We start from the raw sequence: 20,495 nt of genomic DNA, 5'->3' as shown, positions 1-20,495 counted from the left end.
TCCAGTCATCGGGGGCCGACCGTGGACCATTTTCGGTTCTATTGGTCACAACTATGAACAAGCGGCGGAGGCTGCACATTGGCCGATACTCCCAGGCGGAATGGGAGATTCAGACTACTTGGGAGGGGAGACGGAAAGTCGCGAAGGTAGAGTTGATGGATTCGATCCATCCAGGCACCTGAATTTGTCTACAGGTTGCGAAAATGAAGGGCTGATACAGGAAACAGGCGGGGGGATCTGCAAAATATGGTGTCCCAGGGCAGGTTCGAACTGCCAACCTTCCCCTTAGGAGGGGGATGCTCTATCCAATTGAGCTACTGAGACACAAGTCGGCCGCAACGAAACGCGGCGCGATGGACGGCGTGCATGTTAACGGCAGGGCCCGCTTTTGTCATGTCGTCCGTAGGGCTTTTTAAGTGTAGGCAGACACCTCTGCCGGGGGCGGACCTGTTTACCGTGCAAATTGCATTACTGCAAAAAGCCACCCATGCAAAATGCAATGTGGCGCTTTACCAAAAAATAACTTAATTCATTGTTTTTAAAGATTTTATTTGCCGATAGACTCTGGCATGCCCGCTGCTTCTACTGTTCTCACAGAGCAACCGAGGCCCGCGCCATGAACAGCGTCCTTTTACTCTCGAATGCAATCGTACTGGCAGTCTTACCGGGATTTCATTTTATTCCCGAGAGCAGCGTTACGCAGGTTGCCCAACGTATGCCGCATTACCTTCAGTTGCAAAAGGCGCCGCCACTGGCGGAATTGAGTGATCGGCACGGATTTGTCAGCCCGCAAGCGAGCAAGGAAAACACTCTGCTTGCAGCGCCATCATCCGAACGTTTGGTATTTTGAATCCCCCACCAGGAGCACAGCATGTCCAGATCAGCCGCGAGTTTTTTCATCCTCGCCTTGTCGAGCGGCATTTTTCATCTGTCATTGACCCAGGACATGGTCGTCACCCTCCCCCTGATCGCCTGTGGTGTCTTCACCAGTCTGTTCGTGCTCGCGCTGATTGCCGGACGCAAGATCAAGTTTGATCCGGTGCTGCGTTAATCCCGGCCTGGCAGATCCGCTGCAATAGCCTGCCATCCATCCCGAATTCGCCCCTCCATACGACTTCCCCTAGTAAATCGGCCATTTGCCACTATCCTGTAAAGGCAAGGAACGGGGATCGAGTCCGCTTATTCCTCCCGTCAGAAATCTTTAGTCAGGCGGGGGATGCATTAAGCAATACGGCCCGGTCGAGCTTTTCAAACCAGTCCGCATTTCTGATAATTGGTGCTGGCAGAACGCCTTTATACCGTTCAATATTTGTCATAGAATTGACGCCAATGATCTGGCTGGTTTGAGGCATGATGTGCGTCTCTATCAATTCAGGTTGAACATTTGGTCAGAGTGCTTGTCCTACCAGACATCCTGCGGCCAATCCCGAAAACCGCTCCCCTGAACTAACCGGTTAAATATATGCGCCCATTGAAACAGGCAATTTATTCCAGCCGTACGGCTGACAAGTTCGTCGTACGTCTGCCAGACGGAATGCGTGAACGCATTGCCGAGGTGGCTCGCAATCATCATCGCAGCATGAACTCCGAAATCATTGCGCGCCTTGAGCAGAGTCTTATTCAGGAAGGCGCACTGGGAGAAGAGTTGAGCATGCGCCTGGACAGCCCGGAGCTCTCCTTGCACGAACGGGAGCTGCTGCAACGCTTCCGCCAACTCTCCCATCGACAGCAAAACGCCCTGGTTTCGCTGATCGCGCATGACGCTGAAATGGCCGCCGACGCGTCCTGATTCAAGCTGAAAGCTCAAGCCAGCCTGATCGCTGGCTTTTTTTTTGCCTGAAATTCAGGCCCAAAAAAAACCCGCCAACGGCGGGTTTTCAATGAACGGGACTTCAGAGCAGGAAGATTGTCGCCAGCCCGAGGAAGATGAAAAAGCCTCCACTGTCGGTCATGGCCGTAATCATCACACTGGCGCCCATTGCCGGATCGCGCCCCATCTTCGCCAGGGTCATAGGGATCAGAACCCCCATCAATGCCGCCAGTAGCAAGTTGAGCGTCATCGCGGCGGTCATCACCACGCCCAATGACCAACTGCCATAGAGCAGGTAGGCAACCGCACCAATCACCCCGCCCCAGATCACGCCGTTAATCAACGCGACGGCCAATTCCTTGCGCATCAGGCGCGAGGTATTACCGGTGCTCACCTGATCCAGCGCCATGGCCCGAACAATCATGGTGATGGTCTGGTTGCCCGAGTTACCACCGATCCCCGCCACGATCGGCATCAATGCCGCAAGCGCCACGAGTTTCTCGATCGAACCTTCAAACAAACCGATGACCCGGGAAGCCACGAACGCGGTAATAAGATTGATCGCCAGCCAGGCCCAACGGTTACGCAGGGACTTCCAGACCGACGCAAAAATATCTTCTTCTTCACGCAGACCCGCCATGTTGAGAACTTCGCTTTCGCTCTCTTCACGGATCAGGTCGACCATTTCATCGATGGTCAGACGACCGATCAGCTTGCCGTTCTTGTCGACCACGGGCGCGGAGATCAAGTCATAACGCTCGAACGCCTGCGCAGCATCGTATGCGTCTTCGTCCGGGTGAAAACTCACCGGATCGCTGGCCATCACCTCGGAAACCTGTTTGTCCGGATCGTTGACCAGCAAACGCTTGATCGGCAACACGCCCTTGAGGACGCCGTCGTAGTCGACTACGAACAACTTGTCGGTATGACCCGGCAACTCCTTGAGACGGCGCAGATAACGCAAGACCACTTCAAGGCTGACATCCTCGCGGATGGTCACCATCTCGAAGTCCATCAACGCACCGACCTGCTCCTCGTCGTAGGACAGTGCCGAACGCACACGCTCGCGTTGTTGCTGGTCGAGGGTCTCCATGAGCTCATGGACGACATCTCGCGGCAGCTCGGAGGCCAGGTCAGCGAGTTCATCGGCATCCATGTCCTTGGCCGCTGCCAGGAGCTCGTGATCGTCCATGTCGGCGATCAGCGATTCACGAACCGAATCGGATACTTCGAGAAGGATGTCGCCGTCACGATCGGCCTTGACCAATTGCCAGAGCGTCAGGCGGTCGTCCAGCGGCAAGGCTTCAAGGATATAGGCGACGTCGGCGGAGTGCAGGTCATCGAGCTTGCGTTGCAACTCGACAAGGTTCTGCCGGTGGACCAGGTTCTCGACCCGGTCATGGTGCGGGCCTTCCTGGCGGTGAGTCAGGTCTTCTACCACACGCTGGCGCTGCAGCAACTCAACCACCTGAGCCAGGCGATCCTGCAAGCTTTCCTGCGTTTTCTTTACTTCAACATCGGACATAGGCGAACTCCACTCCCAGCAGCGGGGCACGCCGGAAGGATCAATCAGTCAATTCATGATTGGTGAAACGGGGTACTGAGTAACTACTGGGTAAGTCCATGGAGGTATTCCACAAGCCCCGGCGGGGCTGACGGGCGCAATGATACACCGCCTGACGGTTTTAAACGTTAAAAAATCGTGGCTGAAACAAGCGCTTGCACAACAATCTTGAGTATCGCCCTGATCCATGAAAATGCGACGACGTATTCTGAAAAGAAAACACACCCCCTTCGAAAATTGTAGCCACTACCCTTGAAAAGGAACGTCATGGAGGACGCCTGATGCCATCGGTTTCACAATTGCTTTTACTGCTCAGCCTGCTCGGCCCCCTGCCCATGGCGCTCGCCACCACCGTTCAACGCTGCGAAGCGGCCGATGGACGCATTACCTTTACCACGCTGAGCTGTGCCGCGGGAGAACGCGCTTCACTTCAGGACGTCCGCGCCTTTACCCCTGGCAGCACGGTGGCGCTTATGCCGCCGGCCGAACCCCGCGAATCATCATCAATGAACAACAAAAGCAGAGAGCCAACCGTGGTCGGCCGGACGCAGGACAAGTGTGGAAACCTGATCAGCGCCAGGGAGCGCCGAGAGGCGATCATCAATCAGCGGGTGATTGCGGGCATGAGCCAGCAAGACGTCGAGAGCGCGCTTGGCAAGCCGGACAAGATCAGTATTCGCAATTCAGCCACGACCTACCGTTACAACACCCGGAAAGGTCGCAGCGCACAGGTGGAGTTCGACGAGAGGGGATGCACGAAAGGAAAAGCCAAATCCCGGACGGCAAAAAGCCCGCATTAAATGCGGGCTTTCTGTTGTATGGTGCACTCGACAGGATTCGAACCTGTGACCGCTCGGTTCGTAGCCGAGTACTCTATCCAGCTGAGCTACGAGTGCAATTTGTGTTTTTAGACCAGACCACAACTGGCTGAAGCCAAGTTATCTACATCACTGCAAACAACTCTTAAATGGTGCACTCGACAGGATTCGAACCTGTGACCGCTCGGTTCGTAGCCGAGTACTCTATCCAGCTGAGCTACGAGTGCATTTGTTGCCGCGCATTATAGGCCGTTCAATCTGTTTGTAAAGCACTTTTTCTAGTAATTTCAACAACTTACCGAAGAAGCCAGATTACAACGTACTAAGCGAATAATGGCGGAGAACGGGGGATTCGAACCCCCGACACCCTTTTGAGGTGTACTCCCTTAGCAGGGGAGCGCCTTCGGCCACTCGGCCAGCTCTCCGCAACACGGGGCGTATATTAACCAGCTTCTTCCCCGTTTGCAAACATAAAAAACGATAAAAATTAATGGCTTGGTTCTTCGTCCTTCTCTTTCTTGATACGCAGGTAAATTTCCTCCCGGTGAACAGCCACCTCTTTGGGAGCATTAACACCGATGCGCACTTGATTTCCTTTGACGCCGAGCACGGTCACGGTGATTTCGCCATCACCGATAATCAGGCTTTCTGCGCACCGACGAGTCAGAATCAGCATACCTTTCTCCTCACGCATTTCATTTCAGGGACTACAGTCTGCAAAAAAAAGGCAGTCGACCCACAACCGGAGCGGTCGCAGCCCTACATGCCTGAGTATTGACTAGCGCGAGCAAAAGAACAGGCTCGGGGGGGCACGCCATTCAAAAAAACAAAAGGCGCGGTCAGACCGCGCCTTTTGGCAAACGCATCACTCGCCCTGGCGGGCCGGTGCGTCCAGTTCGAACGCCGTGTGCAGAGCGCGCACAGCCAGTTCCAGATACTTCTCTTCGATCACTACGGAGACTTTGATTTCCGAAGTCGAGATCATCTGGATGTTGATGCTTTCCTTGGCCAGGGCTTCGAACATGCGGCTGGCAACGCCTGCGTGAGAACGCATGCCAACGCCGACGATCGACACCTTGGCGATCTTGGTGTCGCCCACGACTTCACGGGCACCCAGCTCGCCTGCGGTTTTTTCCAGCACGGCTTGCGCCGCCTGGTAGTCGTTGCGGTGCACGGTGAAGGTGAAGTCGGTGGTGTTATCGTGCGCGACGTTCTGCACGATCATGTCGACCTCAATGTTCGCGGCACTGATCGGGCCGAGAATCTTGAATGCAACGCCCGGAATGTCTGGCACGCCACGGATGGTCAGCTTGGCTTCATCGCGGTTGAAAGCGATACCGGAAATGATCGGCTGTTCCATGGTTTCCTCTTCATCAATAGTAATGAGGGTGCCCGGACCCTCCTTGAAGCTGTGCAGTACGCGCAGCGGAACGTTGTACTTGCCGGCGAACTCGACCGCGCGGATCTGCAACACCTTGGAACCGAGGCTGGCCATTTCCAGCATCTCTTCGAAGGTGATCTTGTCCAGGCGCTGAGCCACGGACACCACACGCGGGTCGGTGGTGTAGACACCGTCGACGTCGGTGTAGATCTGGCATTCGTCAGCCTTCAGGGCTGCTGCCAGCGCCACGCCGGTGGTGTCGGAACCGCCACGACCGAGGGTGGTGATATTGCCGTGCTCGTCGACGCCTTGGAAACCGGCGACCACTACCACACGACCTGCCTTCAGATCACCGCGAATCTTCTGGTCATCAATCTGCAGGATACGCGCTTTATTGTGTGCGCTATCCGTCAGAATCCGCACCTGGTTGCCGGTGTAGGACACCGCCGGCACGCCACGCTTGATCAGAGCCATGGCCAACAGGGCAATCGTCACCTGCTCACCGGTGGAGACGATCACGTCCAGCTCGCGCGGAACCGGTTGACCGTCGCCACTGATTTGCTTGGCCAGATCGATCAGACGGTTGGTTTCGCCGCTCATTGCAGACAGCACAACCACCAGGTCATCGCCGGCATCGCGGAATTTCTTAACCTTGTCGGCGACCTGCTCGATTCTCTCGACAGTGCCGACCGAGGTGCCTCCAAATTTCTGTACGATCAAAGCCATTTCAAAGCCGCCTCTGCCCATGAAGGGCGCCCAAATAATCACTCAAACAGCGTTGCGGCCCACCACTAGACTGCGAGCCGCAAGTACTGCCTTATAGACCCTGCTCTACAAACGGAACGGTCAGGGCCAGTGCCGCATCCAGTGCGCCAGCGTCGGTACCGCCGCCTTGCGCCATGTCCGGACGACCACCACCCTTCCCGCCCACTGCCGCAGCGGCTTGCTTCATCAAATCACCGGCTTTGAGTTGGCCAGTCAGGTCTTTGGTTACGCCTGCAACCAGAACGACCTTATCCTCATGGACACTGCCGAGCAGGATCACTGCGCGGCCGAGTTTGTTTTTCAGTTGATCGACCAGCGCCAGCAGCGCCTTGCCATCCTGACCGTCCAGACGCACGGCCAGCACTTTCACATCCTTGACGTCCAGCGCCTGGGCCGACAGATCGTCGCCCGCGGCACTGGCGGCCTTGGCTTGCAACTGCTCGAGTTGCTTTTCCAGCAGACGGTTGCGCTCCAGCACAGCCGACAGCTTGTCGATCAGGTTATCGCGGCTGCCCTTGACCAGGCTGGCCGCCTCCTTGAGTTGCTCTTCCGCCGCATTCAAGTAGGCCAGCGCTTGCGCACCGGTGACAGCTTCGATACGACGCACACCCGATGCCACACCGCCTTCGCTGATGATTTTCAGCAGGCCGATGTCGCCGGTACGGTTGGCGTGGATACCGCCGCACAGTTCGACGGAGAAATCGCCCATGCTCAGCACGCGCACGTTGTCGCCGTACTTCTCGCCGAACAGCGCCATGGCGCCTTTCTGCTTGGCGGTTTCGATATCGGTTTCTTCGGTTTCAACTTCAGAGTTCTTGCGAATCTCGGCGTTGACAATGTCTTCCAGCGCTTTCAGTTGTTCAGGCTTGATGGCTTCGAAATGGCTGAAGTCGAAGCGCAGGCGCTGACTGTCGACCAGCGAGCCTTTCTGCTGAACGTGATCGCCCAGCACCTGACGCAATGCAGCGTGCAGCAAGTGAGTCGCCGAGTGGTTCAGCGACGTCGCGTGACGCACTTCGGCATCGACATGAGTCTCGACCGGAGCACCTACAATCAGGCTGCCCGAATCCAGCACGCCGTGGTGCAGGAACGCACCGCCAGTCTTGGTGGTGTCGCGCACGTCGAAACGCGCAGCGCCAGCCTGGAGGAAGCCGCAATCACCGATCTGACCACCGGACTCCGCATAGAACGGCGTCTGGTTCAGAACAACCACGCCCTCTTCGCCTTCATTCAACACATCGACCGATTGCCCGTCCTTATAGAGAGCAACGATCTTTGCTGAACCACTGTGAGCGGTGTAACCGGTGAACTCGGTGTCCACATCGACCTTGACCAGGCTGTTGTAGTCCATGCCGAAGGAACTGGCGGAACGGGCACGGACGCGCTGGGCTTCCATCTCACGCTCGAAACCTGCTTCGTCAATGGTCAGGCTGCGCTCGCGAGCGATGTCGCCGGTCAGGTCCATCGGGAAACCGTAGGTGTCGTAGAGTTTGAATACCACGTCGCCCGGCACCACGTCGCCCTTGAGTTCAGCCAGATCCTGCTCAAGGATCTTCAGGCCCTGCTCCAGGGTCTTGGCGAACTGCTCTTCTTCAGCCTTCAGCACGCGTTCGATGTGCGCCTGCTGGGATTTCAGTTCCGGGAAAGCTTCGCCCATCTCGGCGACCAGGGCCGCGACGATCTGATAGAAGAAGCTGCCCTTGGCGCCCAGCTTGTTACCGTGACGGCAGGCACGACGGATGATCCGGCGCAGCACGTAGCCGCGGCCTTCGTTGGACGGCAGCACGCCGTCGGCGATCAGGAAACCGCAGGAACGGATGTGGTCAGCCACGACTTTCAGGGAAGCCTGAGCGTCGTTGGTGCAGCCGATGGCCTTGGCCGATGCGTTCAGCAGGCTCTGGAACAGGTCGATTTCATAGTTCGAGTGTACGTGCTGCAGCACGGCACTGATCCGCTCCAGGCCCATGCCGGTGTCCACCGACGGCGCTGGCAGCGGGTGCAACACGCCATCGGCGGTGCGGTTGAACTGCATGAACACGTTGTTCCAGATCTCGATGTAACGGTCGCCGTCTTCTTCCGGCGAACCCGGTGGGCCACCCCAGATGTCGGCGCCGTGATCGTAGAAAATCTCGGTGCAAGGACCGCACGGGCCGGTATCGCCCATGGTCCAGAAGTTGTCGGAGGCGTACGGCGCGCCCTTGTTGTCGCCGATGCGCACCATGCGCTCGGCCGGAACCCCGATTTCCTTGGTCCAGATGTCATACGCCTCGTCATCGCTGGCATAGACGGTGACCCAGAGCTTTTCCTTCGGCAGGTTCAGCCACTTGTCGGAGGTCAGGAAATTCCAGGCGTAGGTGATGGCATCACGCTTGAAATAGTCGCCGAAGCTGAAGTTACCCAGCATTTCGAAGAAGGTGTGGTGACGGGCGGTATAACCGACATTTTCCAGGTCGTTGTGCTTGCCGCCGGCGCGCACGCATTTCTGGCTGCTGACCGCGCGGGTATACGCGCGCTTTTCCTGGCCCAGGAAGCAGTCCTTGAACTGGTTCATCCCCGCGTTGGTGAACAGCAGGGTTGGGTCGTTGCCCGGAATCAAAGAGCTGGAGGCTACACGGGTGTGGCCTTGCTCTTCGAAGAAGCGAAGGAAGGCTTCACGGATTTCTGCGCTTTTCATTAGGTTCTTCCACGGAGGCTGCGGCCAAAGGCCTGTTCGAAACGTCAACAGACGAAGCGACGGCAAAGGGCCGCATTATATCGGCCCTGCGCGCGGGGTACAGCGTGTTTATACGATAGAAACGGTCAATTGGAACGCTAACGCTATCACTTGCGCGAAAAGTCGACGAATGTCGCGACGACTTGCCCGATTTGCGCACGGCTGACGTCCATGTGCGTGACCATGCGCAGACGCGCGACGGCACTTAGCTTGATCCCGCGCTCGGCGGCAAACGCCTTGAGCGCCTCGGCCTTGTCGCCCATTTGCACATAAACCATGTTGGTCTGCACCGGTTCGACCTCGAAGCCCGCCACACGCAGGCCTTCGGCCAGCAATAGTGCGTTGGCGTGGTCGTCGGCCAGGCGCTCTACGTTGTGATCCAGTGCATACAGGCCGGCCGCCGCCAGAATCCCGGCCTGGCGCATGCCGCCACCGACCATTTTGCGCAGGCGCCGGGCCTTTCCGATCAGCTCGGCCGAGCCGCACAGCACCGAACCGACCGGTGCACCCAGCCCTTTGGACAGGCACACCGAGACAGAATCGAAATGTTGGGTGATTTCCCGGGCATCCACCCCCAGCTTCACTGCCGCGTTATACAAACGTGCGCCGTCCAGGTGCAGTTGCAAGCCATGCTCGCGGGTAAAACTGCGCGCCCGCGCCAGGTATTCCAGCGGCAGGACCTTGCCCTGCATGGTGTTTTCCAGCGCCAACAACCGGGTGCGGGCGAAGTGGAAGTCATCCGGCTTGATCGCCGCCGCGACGTGGGCCAGGTCCAGTGAACCATCGGCCTGAACTTCCAGCGGTTGCGGCTGGATCGAGCCGAGCACCGCTGCACCACCCCCTTCGTATTTATAAGTGTGGGCCTGCTGGCCGACGATGTACTCGTCACCGCGCTCGCAATGGGCCATCAACCCAAGCAGGTTGCTCATGGTGCCGGTCGGCACGAACAGTGCCGCGGCAAACCCCAGGCGCCTGGCCAGTTCGGCTTCCAGGTGATTGACCGTCGGATCTTCGCCATACACGTCATCGCCGGTGGCGGCGTTGGCCATCGCGTCGAGCATGCCGGCGCAAGGTTGGGTGACGGTGTCGCTGCGAAGATCGATAACGCTCATGAATCTGGCCTCGGTAAGCAGGGGAAATCCCTTTCAGGAAAGAATTACTGCGGGCATGGCGATGATTAATCAACCCTTGCGTAGGAAAAGGCCGATTAAACCAACGGAAAAGTCGATCACAATCATCCAAAAGGGGCCATGCGCGTACCGCAAATATGTGATAAAAACGCTGCGCCGCCAAACATTCCGGCGGCAAAAACGTTCTCAGGGCGGGGTGCAACTCCCCACCGGCGGTAATTGCGCGCAATGCGCATAGCCCGCGAGCGCTTGGTGACAGCACGGCTTCGGCGGTGCCTGGCAGCAAGGTCAGCAGACCCGGTGTGATCCCGGGGCCGACGGTCATAGTCCGGATGAAGAGAGAACGGGATTGACAGCAAAGGGCCGTCCGCCGGCATTCGTGCGAACGTGCGTCCCCTTGGATCCCCTTCGATTCATAACGCCCTGTTTTTCATACAAACAGGAGTCAGAACATGCAACCCACCGCAATCGACAGCAAAAGCAAACACCATCAGGGCGAGCGCGTTGCGTTCATCCAGGCCTGCTGGCACAAGGATATTGTCGATCAGAGCCGTAAAGGCTTCGTCGCCGAAATGATTGCCCAGGGTTATCAGGAGTCCGACATCGATTTCTTCGAAGTCGGCGGAGCCTTTGAAATGCCCCTGCACGCCAAGCTGCTGGCCAAGACCGGTCGTTATGCCGGCATCGTCGCGGCAGCCCTGGTGGTGGACGGCGGAATCTACCGTCACGAGTTCGTCGCCCAGTCGGTCGTCAGCGGCCTGATGCAAGTTCAGCTGGAAACCGAAGTACCGGTGTTCTCGGTGTCCCTGACCCCGCACCACTTCCATGCCGGCGAAGAGCACCAGAAGTTCTTCTTCGAGCATTTCGTGCATAAAGGCCAGGAAGCTGCGAAGACGTGTGCGGATACGTTGTTGAAAATCCGTTCGCTGCGCCGCGCTGAACCGCGCGCAGTCGCCGTGTAATCACCGAAAAACCTGTGGGAGCGAGCCTGCTCGCGAAAGCGGTGTATCAGTCTCCATAGATGTTGACTGATCGGCCGTCTTCGCGAGCAGGCTCGCTCCCACAATGGTTTAGTGTTGTGCTTAAGCCAGGTTTTCGTCGGTGGTTGGTACGATCAGGATGCCGGCACGCAGGCCATTTTTCACCTTGGGGTTCGGGAAGATGATCCGGGCACCCTCTTCCTCGATGATCCAGCGGGTATTGGCGATGTCTTCAGCCAGCAGATAACCCACATCCAGCTCGGAAAAATTCTCGATGTCCGCTGGCAGGTTCAAGCGGAAGCTGTCGCTGTGCTTGATGATTTCCCGTGCCACGCTGTACAGCTGCAAACCGTCCAGTGCCGCTTCCGTCAGCTCCGGCTCGGCGCCTTCGATGATCTGCTTGAGGCGTTCCTCCAGCAGCGAGACATTGACCCCGGCGTTTTGTCCGAACGGCCGTGCCTTGCCGAGCTCCAGGGTGAAAGCCTCTGCACCGAGCTTGTCGTAGGTGTAGGCGCTGAACACGATGGACGGTTTGTTCTGCAGCAACACCGCTTCCATGCCGGCGGCGCGCAAGCGAGCCAGTTCCAGGCGTGAATGCTGGCGCCCCTCCTTCCAGGGGTACAACGCGAATTGCTCGACTTTCGAGCCACGGATCGCGGTATGCAGGTCGTAGTGCAGACGCTGGCGATCCGGCAGGCTGAAGAAACTCGCGGCCAGGCGCTCCAGCTCACAGGCGCGCAAGGCTTCGGAACCGCTGCTTTGTTCGTGACGGCCATTGAATAGCCGATTGACGTCCTGTTCGATGAAACGCTCGCCTTTGCGAATGGCTTCGGGGTTGCCGAACAGGAACAGAATGCGTGCGCGCGGCTTCAAGTCGCCGCGGGCGATGTCATGCAACAGGCGATCGAGCAACTCGATCGGCGCTGTTTCGTTGCCGTGGATCCCCGCCGACAGCAGCAGGTCCAGGCCGTTGTCACGCGCCTCAGGCGGCCGGACTTCCAGCGCACCTTCGCTCAACCAGCGCATGCGCACGCCTTCGACAGTCAGTTGAGTCTTCTCCGCCGGTTCACGGCCGGCGAGGGTCAGTTCAAGCAGTTTGCCGAGGGCGAGCATAGAGCGGTTTCCTTAGTGATCGTGGTTGCAATCCGGACCGTGAACGTGTTCCTCGTCGGTGAGGTCAGCCGGTTCCATCTCCAGTTGCAGACTTACCAGATTAGTCGCCAATGGGCGCAGCAGCAGGTTGGCGTATTCGGCATCGCCTTCTTCCACGTCCACGCCGATCAGCAGTTGGCCGCGGCCATCGTGCTGGATCCACAGCTCTTTGCCTTGCCACATGACCGCGACGCGGGTGCAGGAGGTTTCCAGTTGCGTGCCGTCAGTGTCTTCAAGGATCAGCTGCAGTTTGTCGCTCATGTAATTACGCTCTCGTTTGAGATGAAGCGGCGCGCTGTCGTGCCCGAAGCGCACCGTCGATCAATTGATCTGGAATGGATAAACCGCGCCCAGTTTAAGGATTTGCGTCAGTTCATCCAATGCCGTCCGGCACTCAAGCAGCAATTGCGGGTCCGCCAGATCATTTTCAGTCATGCGGTCGCGGTAATGCTTCTCGACCCATTCGGTCAGAGTGCCGTACAACGGTGCCGTCATGATAACCCCTGGATTGACGGCCGCCAGTTCGGTTTCGTTGAGTGCGACACGCAACCGCAGGCAAGCCGGGCCACCGCCGTTCTGCATGCTCTGCTTGAGATCGAAGACTTTCACTTCGCGGATCAGGCCGCCGGAGCTGGTCAAACCCTGCAAGTACTGCCAGACACGCTCGTTGCCACGGCATTCTTCCGGCACGATCAACAGCATGGAACCGTCAGGACGTGACAGCAGTTGGCTATTGAACAGGTAGGAACGAACCGCGTCTTCCACTGTTACCGCGGAACGCGGTACGCAGATTGACTGAAATTTCCCACCGACCTTGGCGAGTTTGCTCTGCAATTCGGCCAGCATCTGCTCGGTCTCAAGGAAAGCGTCCTCGTGATAGAACAGCACCTCACCGTTGCCGACTGCGATCACGTCGTTGTGGAACACTCCCTGATCGATCACCGACGGGTTCTGCTGCGCGTAGACCACGCCGTCATCGCTCAAACCGTGCAAGCGGGCAACGGCCTGTGACGCTTCGAGGGTCTGGCGCGCCGGATACTTCTGCGGAGCCGGGTAGCGCGTATCGAACGCGCTGCGGCCGAACACGAAGAACTCAACGCCGGCTTCGCCGTACTCACGGCAGAAACGCGTGTGGTTGGCCGCGCCTTCGTCACCGAACTGCGCCACGGCCGGCAAGGCGGCGTGGTGGGCGAAGTGTTTCTGGTCAGCGAACATCGCCCCCAGCACGCGGCTGGTGGTCGGATGTTCGATGCTGCGGTGATATTTGCAGTTGAGGTTGGCGGCGGTGAAATGCACGCGGCCATCAGCGGTGTCAGCGCTCGGGCTGACAGTGGCGGCGTTGGCCACCCACATGCTCGAGGCCGAGCAACTGGCCACCAGCAACGGCATCGCGTCTTTGGCGGCGCGCTCGATCACTTCAGCGTCGGTGCCGCCGAAGCCCAGGCGACGCAGTGCGGCCACATCCGGGCGCTCTTGCGGTGCCAGTACGCCCTGCTGGAAACCCATGTCCATCAGCGCTTTCATTTTTGCCAGGCCTTGCAGCGCCGCTTCCTTGGGGTTGGAAGACTGCTGGCTGTTGCTCTGGGACGCGACGTTGCCGTAGGACAGGCCGCCGTAGTTATGGGTCGGCCCCACTAGACCGTCAAAATTGACTTCATAGGATTTCATCAGCGAGGCTCCACGAGAATCTGTTGTTATAGGCTTCAGTAACTGTTCAATAAGACCGAGTCGCGGCCTTCGCGAGCAGGCTCGCTCCCTCAAGGATTACGCAATACCTGTGGGAGCGAGCCTGCTCGCGAATGGGCGCTACGCCATCTTCACGCCAGGCGTGAGGGCCGCAGGCAATACCAGGCTCGGCGTTTCCAGCGAGGCTACCGGGTACGCACAGTAGTCCGCCGCGTAATAGGCGCTGGCACGGTGGTTGCCCGAGGCGCCGACGCCGCCGAATGGCGCACTGCTTGCCGCACCGGTCAGTTGTTTGTTCCAGTTGACGATACCGGCGCGGCTTTCCAGCCAGAACTGCTGGTAGCGTGCTTCGGAGTCCGACAGCAGACCGGCGGCCAGACCGTAGGCGGTGTCGTTGGCTTCAGCGATCGCCCCTTCAAAATCAGCGTAGCGGATCACTTGCAGCAACGGGCCGAACAGCTCTTCGTCAGGACGATCGGCGACGGCGGTCACGTCCAGAATACCCGGGGTCAGCAAGGCCGATCGAGCCTGTGGCTGGGTCATTTCCAGCAGTGCCACGGCACCATTGGCCAACAGATGTTCCTGTGCATCCATCAGTGCTTTCGCTGCGCCGAGAGAGACCACCGAGCCCATGAACGGTGCCGGTTGCTGATCGAAGGCCCCGACTGAAAGGGTCGAGCTGACCGCCACCAGGCGCGCCAGCAGCGAGTCGCCCCAGGCACCCTGCGGCACCAGCAGGCGGCGGGCACAGGTGCAGCGCTGGCCGGCGGAGATGAACGCCGACTGAATGATGGTGTACACCGCGGCATCGAGGTCGGCGACCTGATCGACCACCAGCGGGTTGTTACCGCCCATTTCCAGCGCCAGGATCTTGTCCGGACGACCGGCAAACTGCTGGTGCAGGTGATTGCCGGTACGGCTGGAACCGGTGAAGAACAGACCGTCGATGCCCGGGTTCGCCGCCAGGGCGATGCCGGTTTCGCGAGCGCCTTGCAGCAGGTTCAATACGCCGGCCGGCAGACCGGCCTCGATCCAGCACTTGACCGTCAGTTCGGCCACTTTCGGCGTCAGCTCGCTCGGCTTGAACAGCACGCTGTTACCCGCCAACAATGCCGGCACGATGTGGCCGTTCGGCAAGTGGCCCGGGAAGTTGTAAGGACCAAACACCGCCACCACACCGTGGGGTTTGTGGCGCAGCACGGCGGTGGCGTCGCCCAGCGGGCCGCTCTTCTCGCCGGTACGCTCGCGATAGCTCTGCACCGAGATGGCGATCTTGTTGACCATGCTGGTCACTTCGGTCGCCGCTTCCCACAAAGGCTTGCCGGTTTCTTCACCGATGGTGCGGGCCAATTCGTCAGCGTGATTCTTCAGCGCAGCCGCAAAGGCCTCCAGCACCGAGATACGTTCTTCCAGGGTACGCCGCGCCCAGCCCGGGAACGCCTGACGCGCCGCTTGCACAGCCGACTCGACCTGAGCGGCGGTGGCACCGACGCCGGACCACAGCACCTGCTGGGTCACCGGGTTCAGCGACTCGAAGGCTTCGCCCTGACCGGCCAGCCATTCACCTGCAATGTAAAGCGACTTCATTATTTCGACTCCCGAGCTGCGGACAACGCCACGGCGCGTACTTGATCGCCAGCGTTGAGTTGAAGACGTTTGGCAGTCAGCGGGTCGACCACCAGGGTGCCGGCGGCCAGACGTGCCGGAGCGGCAGTAATGCGGCAGTCTTCGCGCTTGCGGTTGTGAATGATGAATGGCGTGGCGTCGTCACCCGGCGTGCCAACGGCCAGCACCAGCGCCTGGCTGTCACGCACGGCGCGGATCTTGCCCGTTTCGCATTCGATGGCCGGGCCGGCGTCGAAAATGTCGACGTAACCCTGGTAGCTGAAACCTTCGCTCTTGAGCATGGCCAGCGCCGGCTCGGTGTCCGGGTGAACCTGACCGATCACATTGCGCGCATCCGGCGACAGGAAGCAGGTGTACAGCGGGAATTTCGGCATCAGTTCGGCGATGAACGCCTTGTTGCCCACGCCGGTCAGGTAGTCGGCCTGGCTGAATTCCATCTTGAAGAAGTGCCGGCCCAGGCTTTCCCAGAACGGCGAACGCCCGGCTTCATCGGAAACACCGCGCATTTCGGCGATGATCTTGTTGCCGAACAGTTGCGGGAATTCGGCGATGAACAGCATTCGCGCCTTGGACAGCATGCGCCCGTTGAGGCCGCTGCGGTAATCGGCATGCAGGAACAGCGAACACAGCTCGGAGTTGCCGGTCAGGTCGTTGGCCAGGAACAGCGTCGGGATTTCACGATAGATTTTCAGCTCTTGCGAAGCGCTGACCGTCAGACCGACCCGGAAGTTGTACCAGGGCTCACGCAGGCCGACTGCGCCGGCGATGGCGGAAATGCCCACCACGCGAGCATTGTCGTCTTCGAGGACGAACAGGTAGTCCGCATCGCCCCGCCCGGCTTCACCGCGAAAGGTCTTCTCGGCCCAGCCGACCCGATGGGCCAGACGCTCTTCGTTGGCCGGCAAGGTAGTCAGGCCGGTGCCGGTGCTGCGGGCCAGGTCGATCAGAGCGGGTAAATCGCTGCTGCGTACGGGACGAACGATCATGCTATCTCCTCAAACGGGCCGCTTGCGCCACCCGTGAAACTTCGCTGCTTTCTAGGCAAAACTCTCTGGCGATCAGAGCAGGCGTCAAACCGCTACCAGGCGCACGCTGGCACCTTCACCGACACCCAGGGCTTCGGCCGCTTCCAGGTCCAGGGTCACCGGTTTACCCGGCGCGTAGTCAAGCTCGAGCATGACGGCGCGGTAGTCCTGCAACTGGGCATTGGCGACCAGATACTGGCGACCGACACCTTTGACCGGCTCGCCGATCTTCACCGGCACCACACGGCTCTGGGCGATCGAACGGATCCCCGAGACACGGGCATGCAGGGTCGGGCCGCCATCGAAAATGTCGATGTAGTGATCGGTCTCGAAGCCTTCGCGCATCAGGATGTCGAAGGTGATCTGCGCCCGCGGGTGTACCTGGCCCATCGCTTCTTGCGCGGAGTCCGGCAGCAGGGGCACGTAGATCGGGTAGTGCGGCATCAGTTCGGCGAGGAACGTACGGCTCTTCAGGCCGCACAGACGCTCGGCTTCAGCGTAGTTGAGGTCGAAAAAGTTGCGGCCGATGGCGTCCCAGAATGGCGAGTCGCCGTTTTCATCGCTGTAACCGACGATCTCGGTCACCACGGAATCGGCAAAACGCTCCGGATGGCTGGCCACGAATAGCAAACGGCCACGGGAATTGAGTTCCGACCACGGCGAACCCACCAGATCGCGCTGCACGTAGAAACTGGTCAGCAAGCTGTTGCCGGTCAGGTCGTGACACTGCGAGAGCACGTGGATCTTGTTGTGAATCTTCAGCTCGCGGGAAGCGTGCACGAACGTTTCGTTGCGGAAGCTGTAGAACGGCTCGGAGTAACCGGCGGACGCCACGATGGCCGAGCAACCGACCAGTTTGCCGGTGGCAGAGTCTTCAAGGACGAAGAAATAGCTTTCCTCTCCGTTGAAGCTCACTTCGGCGGCGAACGAGGCTTCGCTTGCCGCGATCTTGTCGCTCAGGCGCTCAACGTCATCCGGCAAGGAAGTGACACCAATCGGACTGTCCGCAGCCAGACGCTGTACCTCGCCCAGATCAGCCATTTGCGCGGGGCGCATCACCAGCATGGTGTCACTCCTTTCTAAAACTCTTGAGGAAAAATAACCGGGCCCTTGTGGGAGCGAGCAGGCTCGCTCCCACATAAAAAGCGGGCCCGGCATAAAAATTCGGTTCGACGCCTGAAAGATCAGGCGTCGAAGGGTCTATCAGGCTTGTGTCAGTTTTGCTGCGGCACGTTCGAAGCGGTCCAGGCCTTCGTCGATGTCCGCGTCTTCAACCACCAGGCTCGGCGCGAAGCGCACTACGTCCGGGCCGGCTTGCAACACCATCAGGCCTTCTTTTTCAGCGGCGTTGAAGATGTCCTTGGCCTTGCCTTTCCAGGCATCGCTCAGCACACAACCGATCAACAGGCCCAGGCCACGGACCTGGGTGAACAGGCCGTACTTCTCGCCGATCTGCTCCAGGCGCGCCTTGAACTTGTCGTGCTTGGCGTTGACGCCAGCCAGCACTTCAGGCGTGTTGATCACGTCGATCACCGCACCTGCAACAGCGCACGCCAGTGGGTTGCCGCCGTAGGTGGTGCCGTGGGTGCCGACGACCAGGTGCTTGGCCAGGTCTTCGGTGGTCAGCATCGCCGCAATCGGGAAACCGCCGCCCAGGCTCTTGGCGCTGGTCAGGATGTCCGGGGTCACGCCGTAATGCTGGTAGGCAAACAGTTTGCCGGTACGGCCCATGCCAGTCTGCACTTCGTCGAAGATCAGCAGCGCATTGTGTGCGGTGCAGAGCTCGCGGGCACCTTGCAGGTACTCAAGCTCAGCCGGGATCACACCGCTCTCGCCCTGGATCGGCTCCAGTACGACAGCGCAGGTCTTGTCGGAAATGGCGGCTTTCAGGGCAGCCAGATCGTTGTACGGCACGTGGGTGATGCCGGTGATTTTCGGACCGAAACCGTCGGAGTACTTCGACTGGCCACCGACGTTCACGGTGAACAGGGTACGGCCGTGGAAGCTGTTGAGCGCGGCGATGATTTCGTACTTCTCGCTGCCGAAACGGTCGAAGCCGACACGACGGGCCAGCTTGAAGGCGGCCTCGTTGGCTTCGGCGCCGGAGTTGCAGAAGAAGGCACGCTCGGCAAAGGTGGCATCGACCAGCTTGTGGGCCAGGCGCAGGGCCGGCTCGTTGGTGAACACGTTGGACACGTGCCACAGCTTGTTCGCCTGCTCGGTCAAGGCACCGACCAGCGCCGGATGCGCGTGGCCCAATACGTTCACGGCAATCCCGCCGGCGAAGTCGATCAGCTCGCGACCGGACTGGTCCCAAACGCGGGAACCGGCGCCACGCACTGGAATGAAAGCGGCAGGCGCGTAGTTGGGAACCATTACCTGGTCGAAATCGGCGCGTTCTACCGCAGCGTGATCAACGGACATCGGAGTCTCCTGAAGAGGAACACCCGCCTGAAACTGGCGAGCGATGGGGGGATTGTAAGGACAGTTTTCAGCCCGGCCTTGCCGCCAAGCGACAACTTCTTATAGCGCAAACCCCGGATTTTCCCGGGTTTACGGCAATGCGACATATAGGGTCGCAAAGGCGCAGTTTAACTGTCCGACAAGGTTAACGGCAGGGTTGCCAGGATTAGATTTGCCGAACCGGCTCGCGCTCTGACCCTGCGCCGCACCTTTATCATCGCGCGCGGATTTGCCTGGGCATTGTTCAGCGCCCAAGGATTGGCACGATGCCAATGTACAAAGATAGAAATTCAACAAACCCTCGAGCAGGTCATGAGCCCTCAGCCCACGCCTCTTGTCAGCCGAGGGTTAACTGCGTTCCGGCGGTACCGACGACAATTCGAACGGGCTGCTGCTACGCCGCTGGTTGCGATCTTCCCGCGGCGTGGCACCGAAGAAATTGCGATAGGCGCTGGAGAAATGCGGCCCCGAGGAAAAGCCACAGGACAGGCCGATCTGGATGATCGACTTGCTGGTTTGCATCAGCATCTGCCGGGCCTTGTTCAGGCGCAGCTCCAGGTAATACTGGCTCGGCACACGGTTGAGGTATTGCTTGAAAATCCGCTCCAGTTGTCGACGGGACACGCACACGTGCTGGGCGATTTCGTCGGTGGTCAGCGGCTCTTCGATGTTGGCTTCCATCAGCAACACGGCTTGAGTCAGCTTCGGATGGCTGGAACCGAGGCGGTTCTGCAACGGAATGCGCTGGCGCTCACCACCTTCGCGGATGCGCTCGACCACCAACTCTTCCGACACCGCCCCAGCCAGTTCCGCACCGTGATCACGAGCCAACACCGCCAGCAGCAAATCGAGCACCGACATGCCGCCGCACGCGGTCAGGCGATCGCGATCCCAGTCGAACAGGTGACTGGTGGCGATGACTTTCGGGAAGCGCTCGGCGAAATCGTCCTGCCACCGCCAGTGCACCGCCGCACGATAACCGTCGAGCAAACCAAGCTGCGCCAATGGATAGACGCCGGCCGACAGACCGCCGATCACACAACCGGCACGCACCAGTTGTTTGAGCGCACTGCTGAGCGCCGGCGCCAGTGTGGCCGGTGGTTCGTCAGCGAGCAGGAACAGCTTCTGGAAATTCTCGAGCTTGCCACTCCAGGGTTCGCCGGGCAGTTGCCAGGCACTTTCGGTTGGCAGTTCGGCCTGCAAGAACGACAGTTCGTAGACAACGTCCGGATGCACACGCTGGGCAACACGCAAGGCCTCCTCAGCCAGCGCAAGCGTCAGTGCTTTAGTGCTGGGCCAAATCAGGAAACCAATTCGATGGGCAGTCATGGGCGAGCGATCCGAAGCGAAGAACAGTGTTAGAAGCCAAAAGCGGCTGCAAC

The 20,495-nt window shown here is 59.3% G+C and carries 18 protein-coding genes, 4 tRNA genes and 1 riboswitch; of the genes, 5 read left to right on the top strand and 17 right to left on the bottom strand.

Annotation, left to right across the window (positions count from 1 at the left end; genetic code table 11):
* Positions 1 to 247: 247 nt before the first annotated feature.
* Positions 248 to 324, bottom strand: a tRNA-Arg gene (locus CAF65_RS16195).
* A 292-nt stretch (positions 325 to 616) separates the two neighbouring features.
* On the opposite strand from CAF65_RS16195, the gene CAF65_RS16185 reads away from it, so the two are divergent.
* From CAF65_RS16185 to CAF65_RS16175, 3 genes are all read left to right on the top strand, one after another.
* On the top strand, positions 617 to 850 hold the full coding sequence (locus tag CAF65_RS16185) for a hypothetical protein (RefSeq protein WP_085717173.1): 234 nt from the start codon (positions 617 to 619) through the stop codon (positions 848 to 850).
* 21 nt (positions 851 to 871) lie between these two features.
* A complete protein-coding gene (locus CAF65_RS16180) occupies positions 872 to 1,051 on the top strand; it encodes a PA3371 family protein (RefSeq protein WP_085717172.1) in 180 nt (59 codons plus the stop codon).
* A 411-nt stretch (positions 1,052 to 1,462) separates the two neighbouring features.
* Positions 1,463 to 1,789 carry an Arc family DNA-binding protein gene (locus tag CAF65_RS16175; RefSeq protein ID WP_003178899.1) on the top strand — a complete coding sequence of 109 codons (327 nt, stop codon included), beginning with the start codon at positions 1,463 to 1,465 and terminating at the stop codon, positions 1,787 to 1,789.
* A 103-nt stretch (positions 1,790 to 1,892) separates the two neighbouring features.
* On the opposite strand, the gene mgtE is transcribed toward CAF65_RS16175, so the two are convergent.
* Positions 1,893 to 3,335, bottom strand: a complete 1,443-nt coding sequence (gene mgtE / locus CAF65_RS16170) for a magnesium transporter (RefSeq protein WP_085717171.1) — start codon at positions 3,333 to 3,335, stop codon at positions 1,893 to 1,895.
* Positions 3,336 to 3,655: 320 nt separating this feature from the next.
* Between mgtE and CAF65_RS16165 the strand changes: the two genes are divergently transcribed.
* Positions 3,656 to 4,174 (top strand): cell envelope protein SmpA, encoded by a 519-nt coding sequence (locus CAF65_RS16165; RefSeq protein ID WP_085717170.1) that lies wholly within the window; start codon positions 3,656 to 3,658, stop codon positions 4,172 to 4,174.
* Between the two features lie 19 nt (positions 4,175 to 4,193).
* Here CAF65_RS16165 and CAF65_RS16160 read toward each other — a convergent pair.
* The 7 genes from CAF65_RS16160 to ltaE form a co-directional block, all read right to left on the bottom strand.
* A tRNA-Arg gene (locus tag CAF65_RS16160) sits at positions 4,194 to 4,270 on the bottom strand.
* A gap of 72 nt (positions 4,271 to 4,342) precedes the next feature.
* Positions 4,343 to 4,419 (bottom strand) — tRNA-Arg (locus CAF65_RS16155).
* Between the two features lie 107 nt (positions 4,420 to 4,526).
* Positions 4,527 to 4,617: transfer RNA gene (locus CAF65_RS16150), tRNA-Ser, on the bottom strand.
* A gap of 62 nt (positions 4,618 to 4,679) precedes the next feature.
* A complete protein-coding gene (gene csrA, locus CAF65_RS16145) occupies positions 4,680 to 4,868 on the bottom strand; it encodes a carbon storage regulator CsrA (protein WP_002554426.1) in 189 nt (62 codons plus the stop codon).
* 189 nt (positions 4,869 to 5,057) lie between these two features.
* Positions 5,058 to 6,299, bottom strand: coding sequence for an aspartate kinase (locus tag CAF65_RS16140; RefSeq protein ID WP_057399075.1), 1,242 nt, complete (start codon positions 6,297 to 6,299; stop codon positions 5,058 to 5,060).
* 91 nt (positions 6,300 to 6,390) lie between these two features.
* A complete protein-coding gene (alaS, locus tag CAF65_RS16135; RefSeq protein ID WP_085717169.1) occupies positions 6,391 to 9,012 on the bottom strand; it encodes an alanine--tRNA ligase in 2,622 nt (873 codons plus the stop codon).
* A 146-nt stretch (positions 9,013 to 9,158) separates the two neighbouring features.
* Entirely contained in the window at positions 9,159 to 10,163 is a 1,005-nt protein-coding gene (gene ltaE / locus CAF65_RS16130; protein WP_085717168.1) for a low-specificity L-threonine aldolase, read from the bottom strand.
* 196 nt (positions 10,164 to 10,359) lie between these two features.
* Positions 10,360 to 10,530, top strand: a riboswitch (FMN riboswitch).
* Between the two features lie 103 nt (positions 10,531 to 10,633).
* Here ltaE and CAF65_RS16125 point away from each other — a divergent pair.
* Positions 10,634 to 11,143, top strand: coding sequence for a 6,7-dimethyl-8-ribityllumazine synthase (locus CAF65_RS16125; RefSeq protein WP_085717167.1), 510 nt, complete (start codon positions 10,634 to 10,636; stop codon positions 11,141 to 11,143).
* Between the two features lie 120 nt (positions 11,144 to 11,263).
* Here CAF65_RS16125 and astE read toward each other — a convergent pair whose 3' ends face one another.
* The 8 genes from astE to argR all read right to left on the bottom strand — a co-directional run bounded on the left by astE (position 11,264) and on the right by argR (position 20,442).
* The gene (gene astE / locus CAF65_RS16120; RefSeq protein ID WP_085717166.1) at positions 11,264 to 12,274 is read right to left on the bottom strand and encodes a succinylglutamate desuccinylase; all 1,011 of its coding nucleotides are present in this window, start codon (positions 12,272 to 12,274) and stop codon (positions 11,264 to 11,266) included.
* 12 nt (positions 12,275 to 12,286) lie between these two features.
* Positions 12,287 to 12,574, bottom strand: a complete 288-nt coding sequence (locus CAF65_RS16115) for a hypothetical protein (protein ID WP_057399070.1) — start codon at positions 12,572 to 12,574, stop codon at positions 12,287 to 12,289.
* Between the two features lie 60 nt (positions 12,575 to 12,634).
* Positions 12,635 to 13,981: an N-succinylarginine dihydrolase gene (gene astB, locus CAF65_RS16110; RefSeq protein WP_085717165.1), complete on the bottom strand. Its 1,347-nt coding sequence runs from the start codon at positions 13,979 to 13,981 to the stop codon at positions 12,635 to 12,637.
* A 138-nt stretch (positions 13,982 to 14,119) separates the two neighbouring features.
* Positions 14,120 to 15,589 (bottom strand): succinylglutamate-semialdehyde dehydrogenase, encoded by a 1,470-nt coding sequence (gene astD / locus CAF65_RS16105; protein WP_178076708.1) that lies wholly within the window; start codon positions 15,587 to 15,589, stop codon positions 14,120 to 14,122.
* Positions 15,586 to 16,611 (bottom strand): arginine N-succinyltransferase, encoded by a 1,026-nt coding sequence (astA, locus tag CAF65_RS16100; protein ID WP_085717163.1) that lies wholly within the window; start codon positions 16,609 to 16,611, stop codon positions 15,586 to 15,588. Before astA ends, astD begins: the two co-directional genes overlap by 4 nt.
* Positions 16,612 to 16,695: 84 nt before the next feature.
* The gene (gene aruF / locus CAF65_RS16095; protein WP_007971023.1) at positions 16,696 to 17,715 is read right to left on the bottom strand and encodes an arginine/ornithine succinyltransferase subunit alpha; all 1,020 of its coding nucleotides are present in this window, start codon (positions 17,713 to 17,715) and stop codon (positions 16,696 to 16,698) included.
* A 138-nt stretch (positions 17,716 to 17,853) separates the two neighbouring features.
* Complete coding sequence (locus CAF65_RS16090) at positions 17,854 to 19,074, bottom strand: aspartate aminotransferase family protein (RefSeq protein ID WP_085717162.1); 1,221 nt, start codon at positions 19,072 to 19,074, stop codon at positions 17,854 to 17,856.
* 387 nt (positions 19,075 to 19,461) lie between these two features.
* Positions 19,462 to 20,442 carry a transcriptional regulator ArgR gene (gene argR, locus CAF65_RS16085; protein WP_085717161.1) on the bottom strand — a complete coding sequence of 327 codons (981 nt, stop codon included), beginning with the start codon at positions 20,440 to 20,442 and terminating at the stop codon, positions 19,462 to 19,464.
* Positions 20,443 to 20,495 lie beyond the last annotated feature (53 nt).

This window comes from Pseudomonas sp. B28(2017) (assembly GCF_002113025.1).
Taxonomy (GTDB): domain Bacteria; phylum Pseudomonadota; class Gammaproteobacteria; order Pseudomonadales; family Pseudomonadaceae; genus Aquipseudomonas.
The sequence above is the reverse complement of the archived record's forward strand: the minus strand, read 5'-3'. Positions and strand labels throughout refer to the sequence as shown.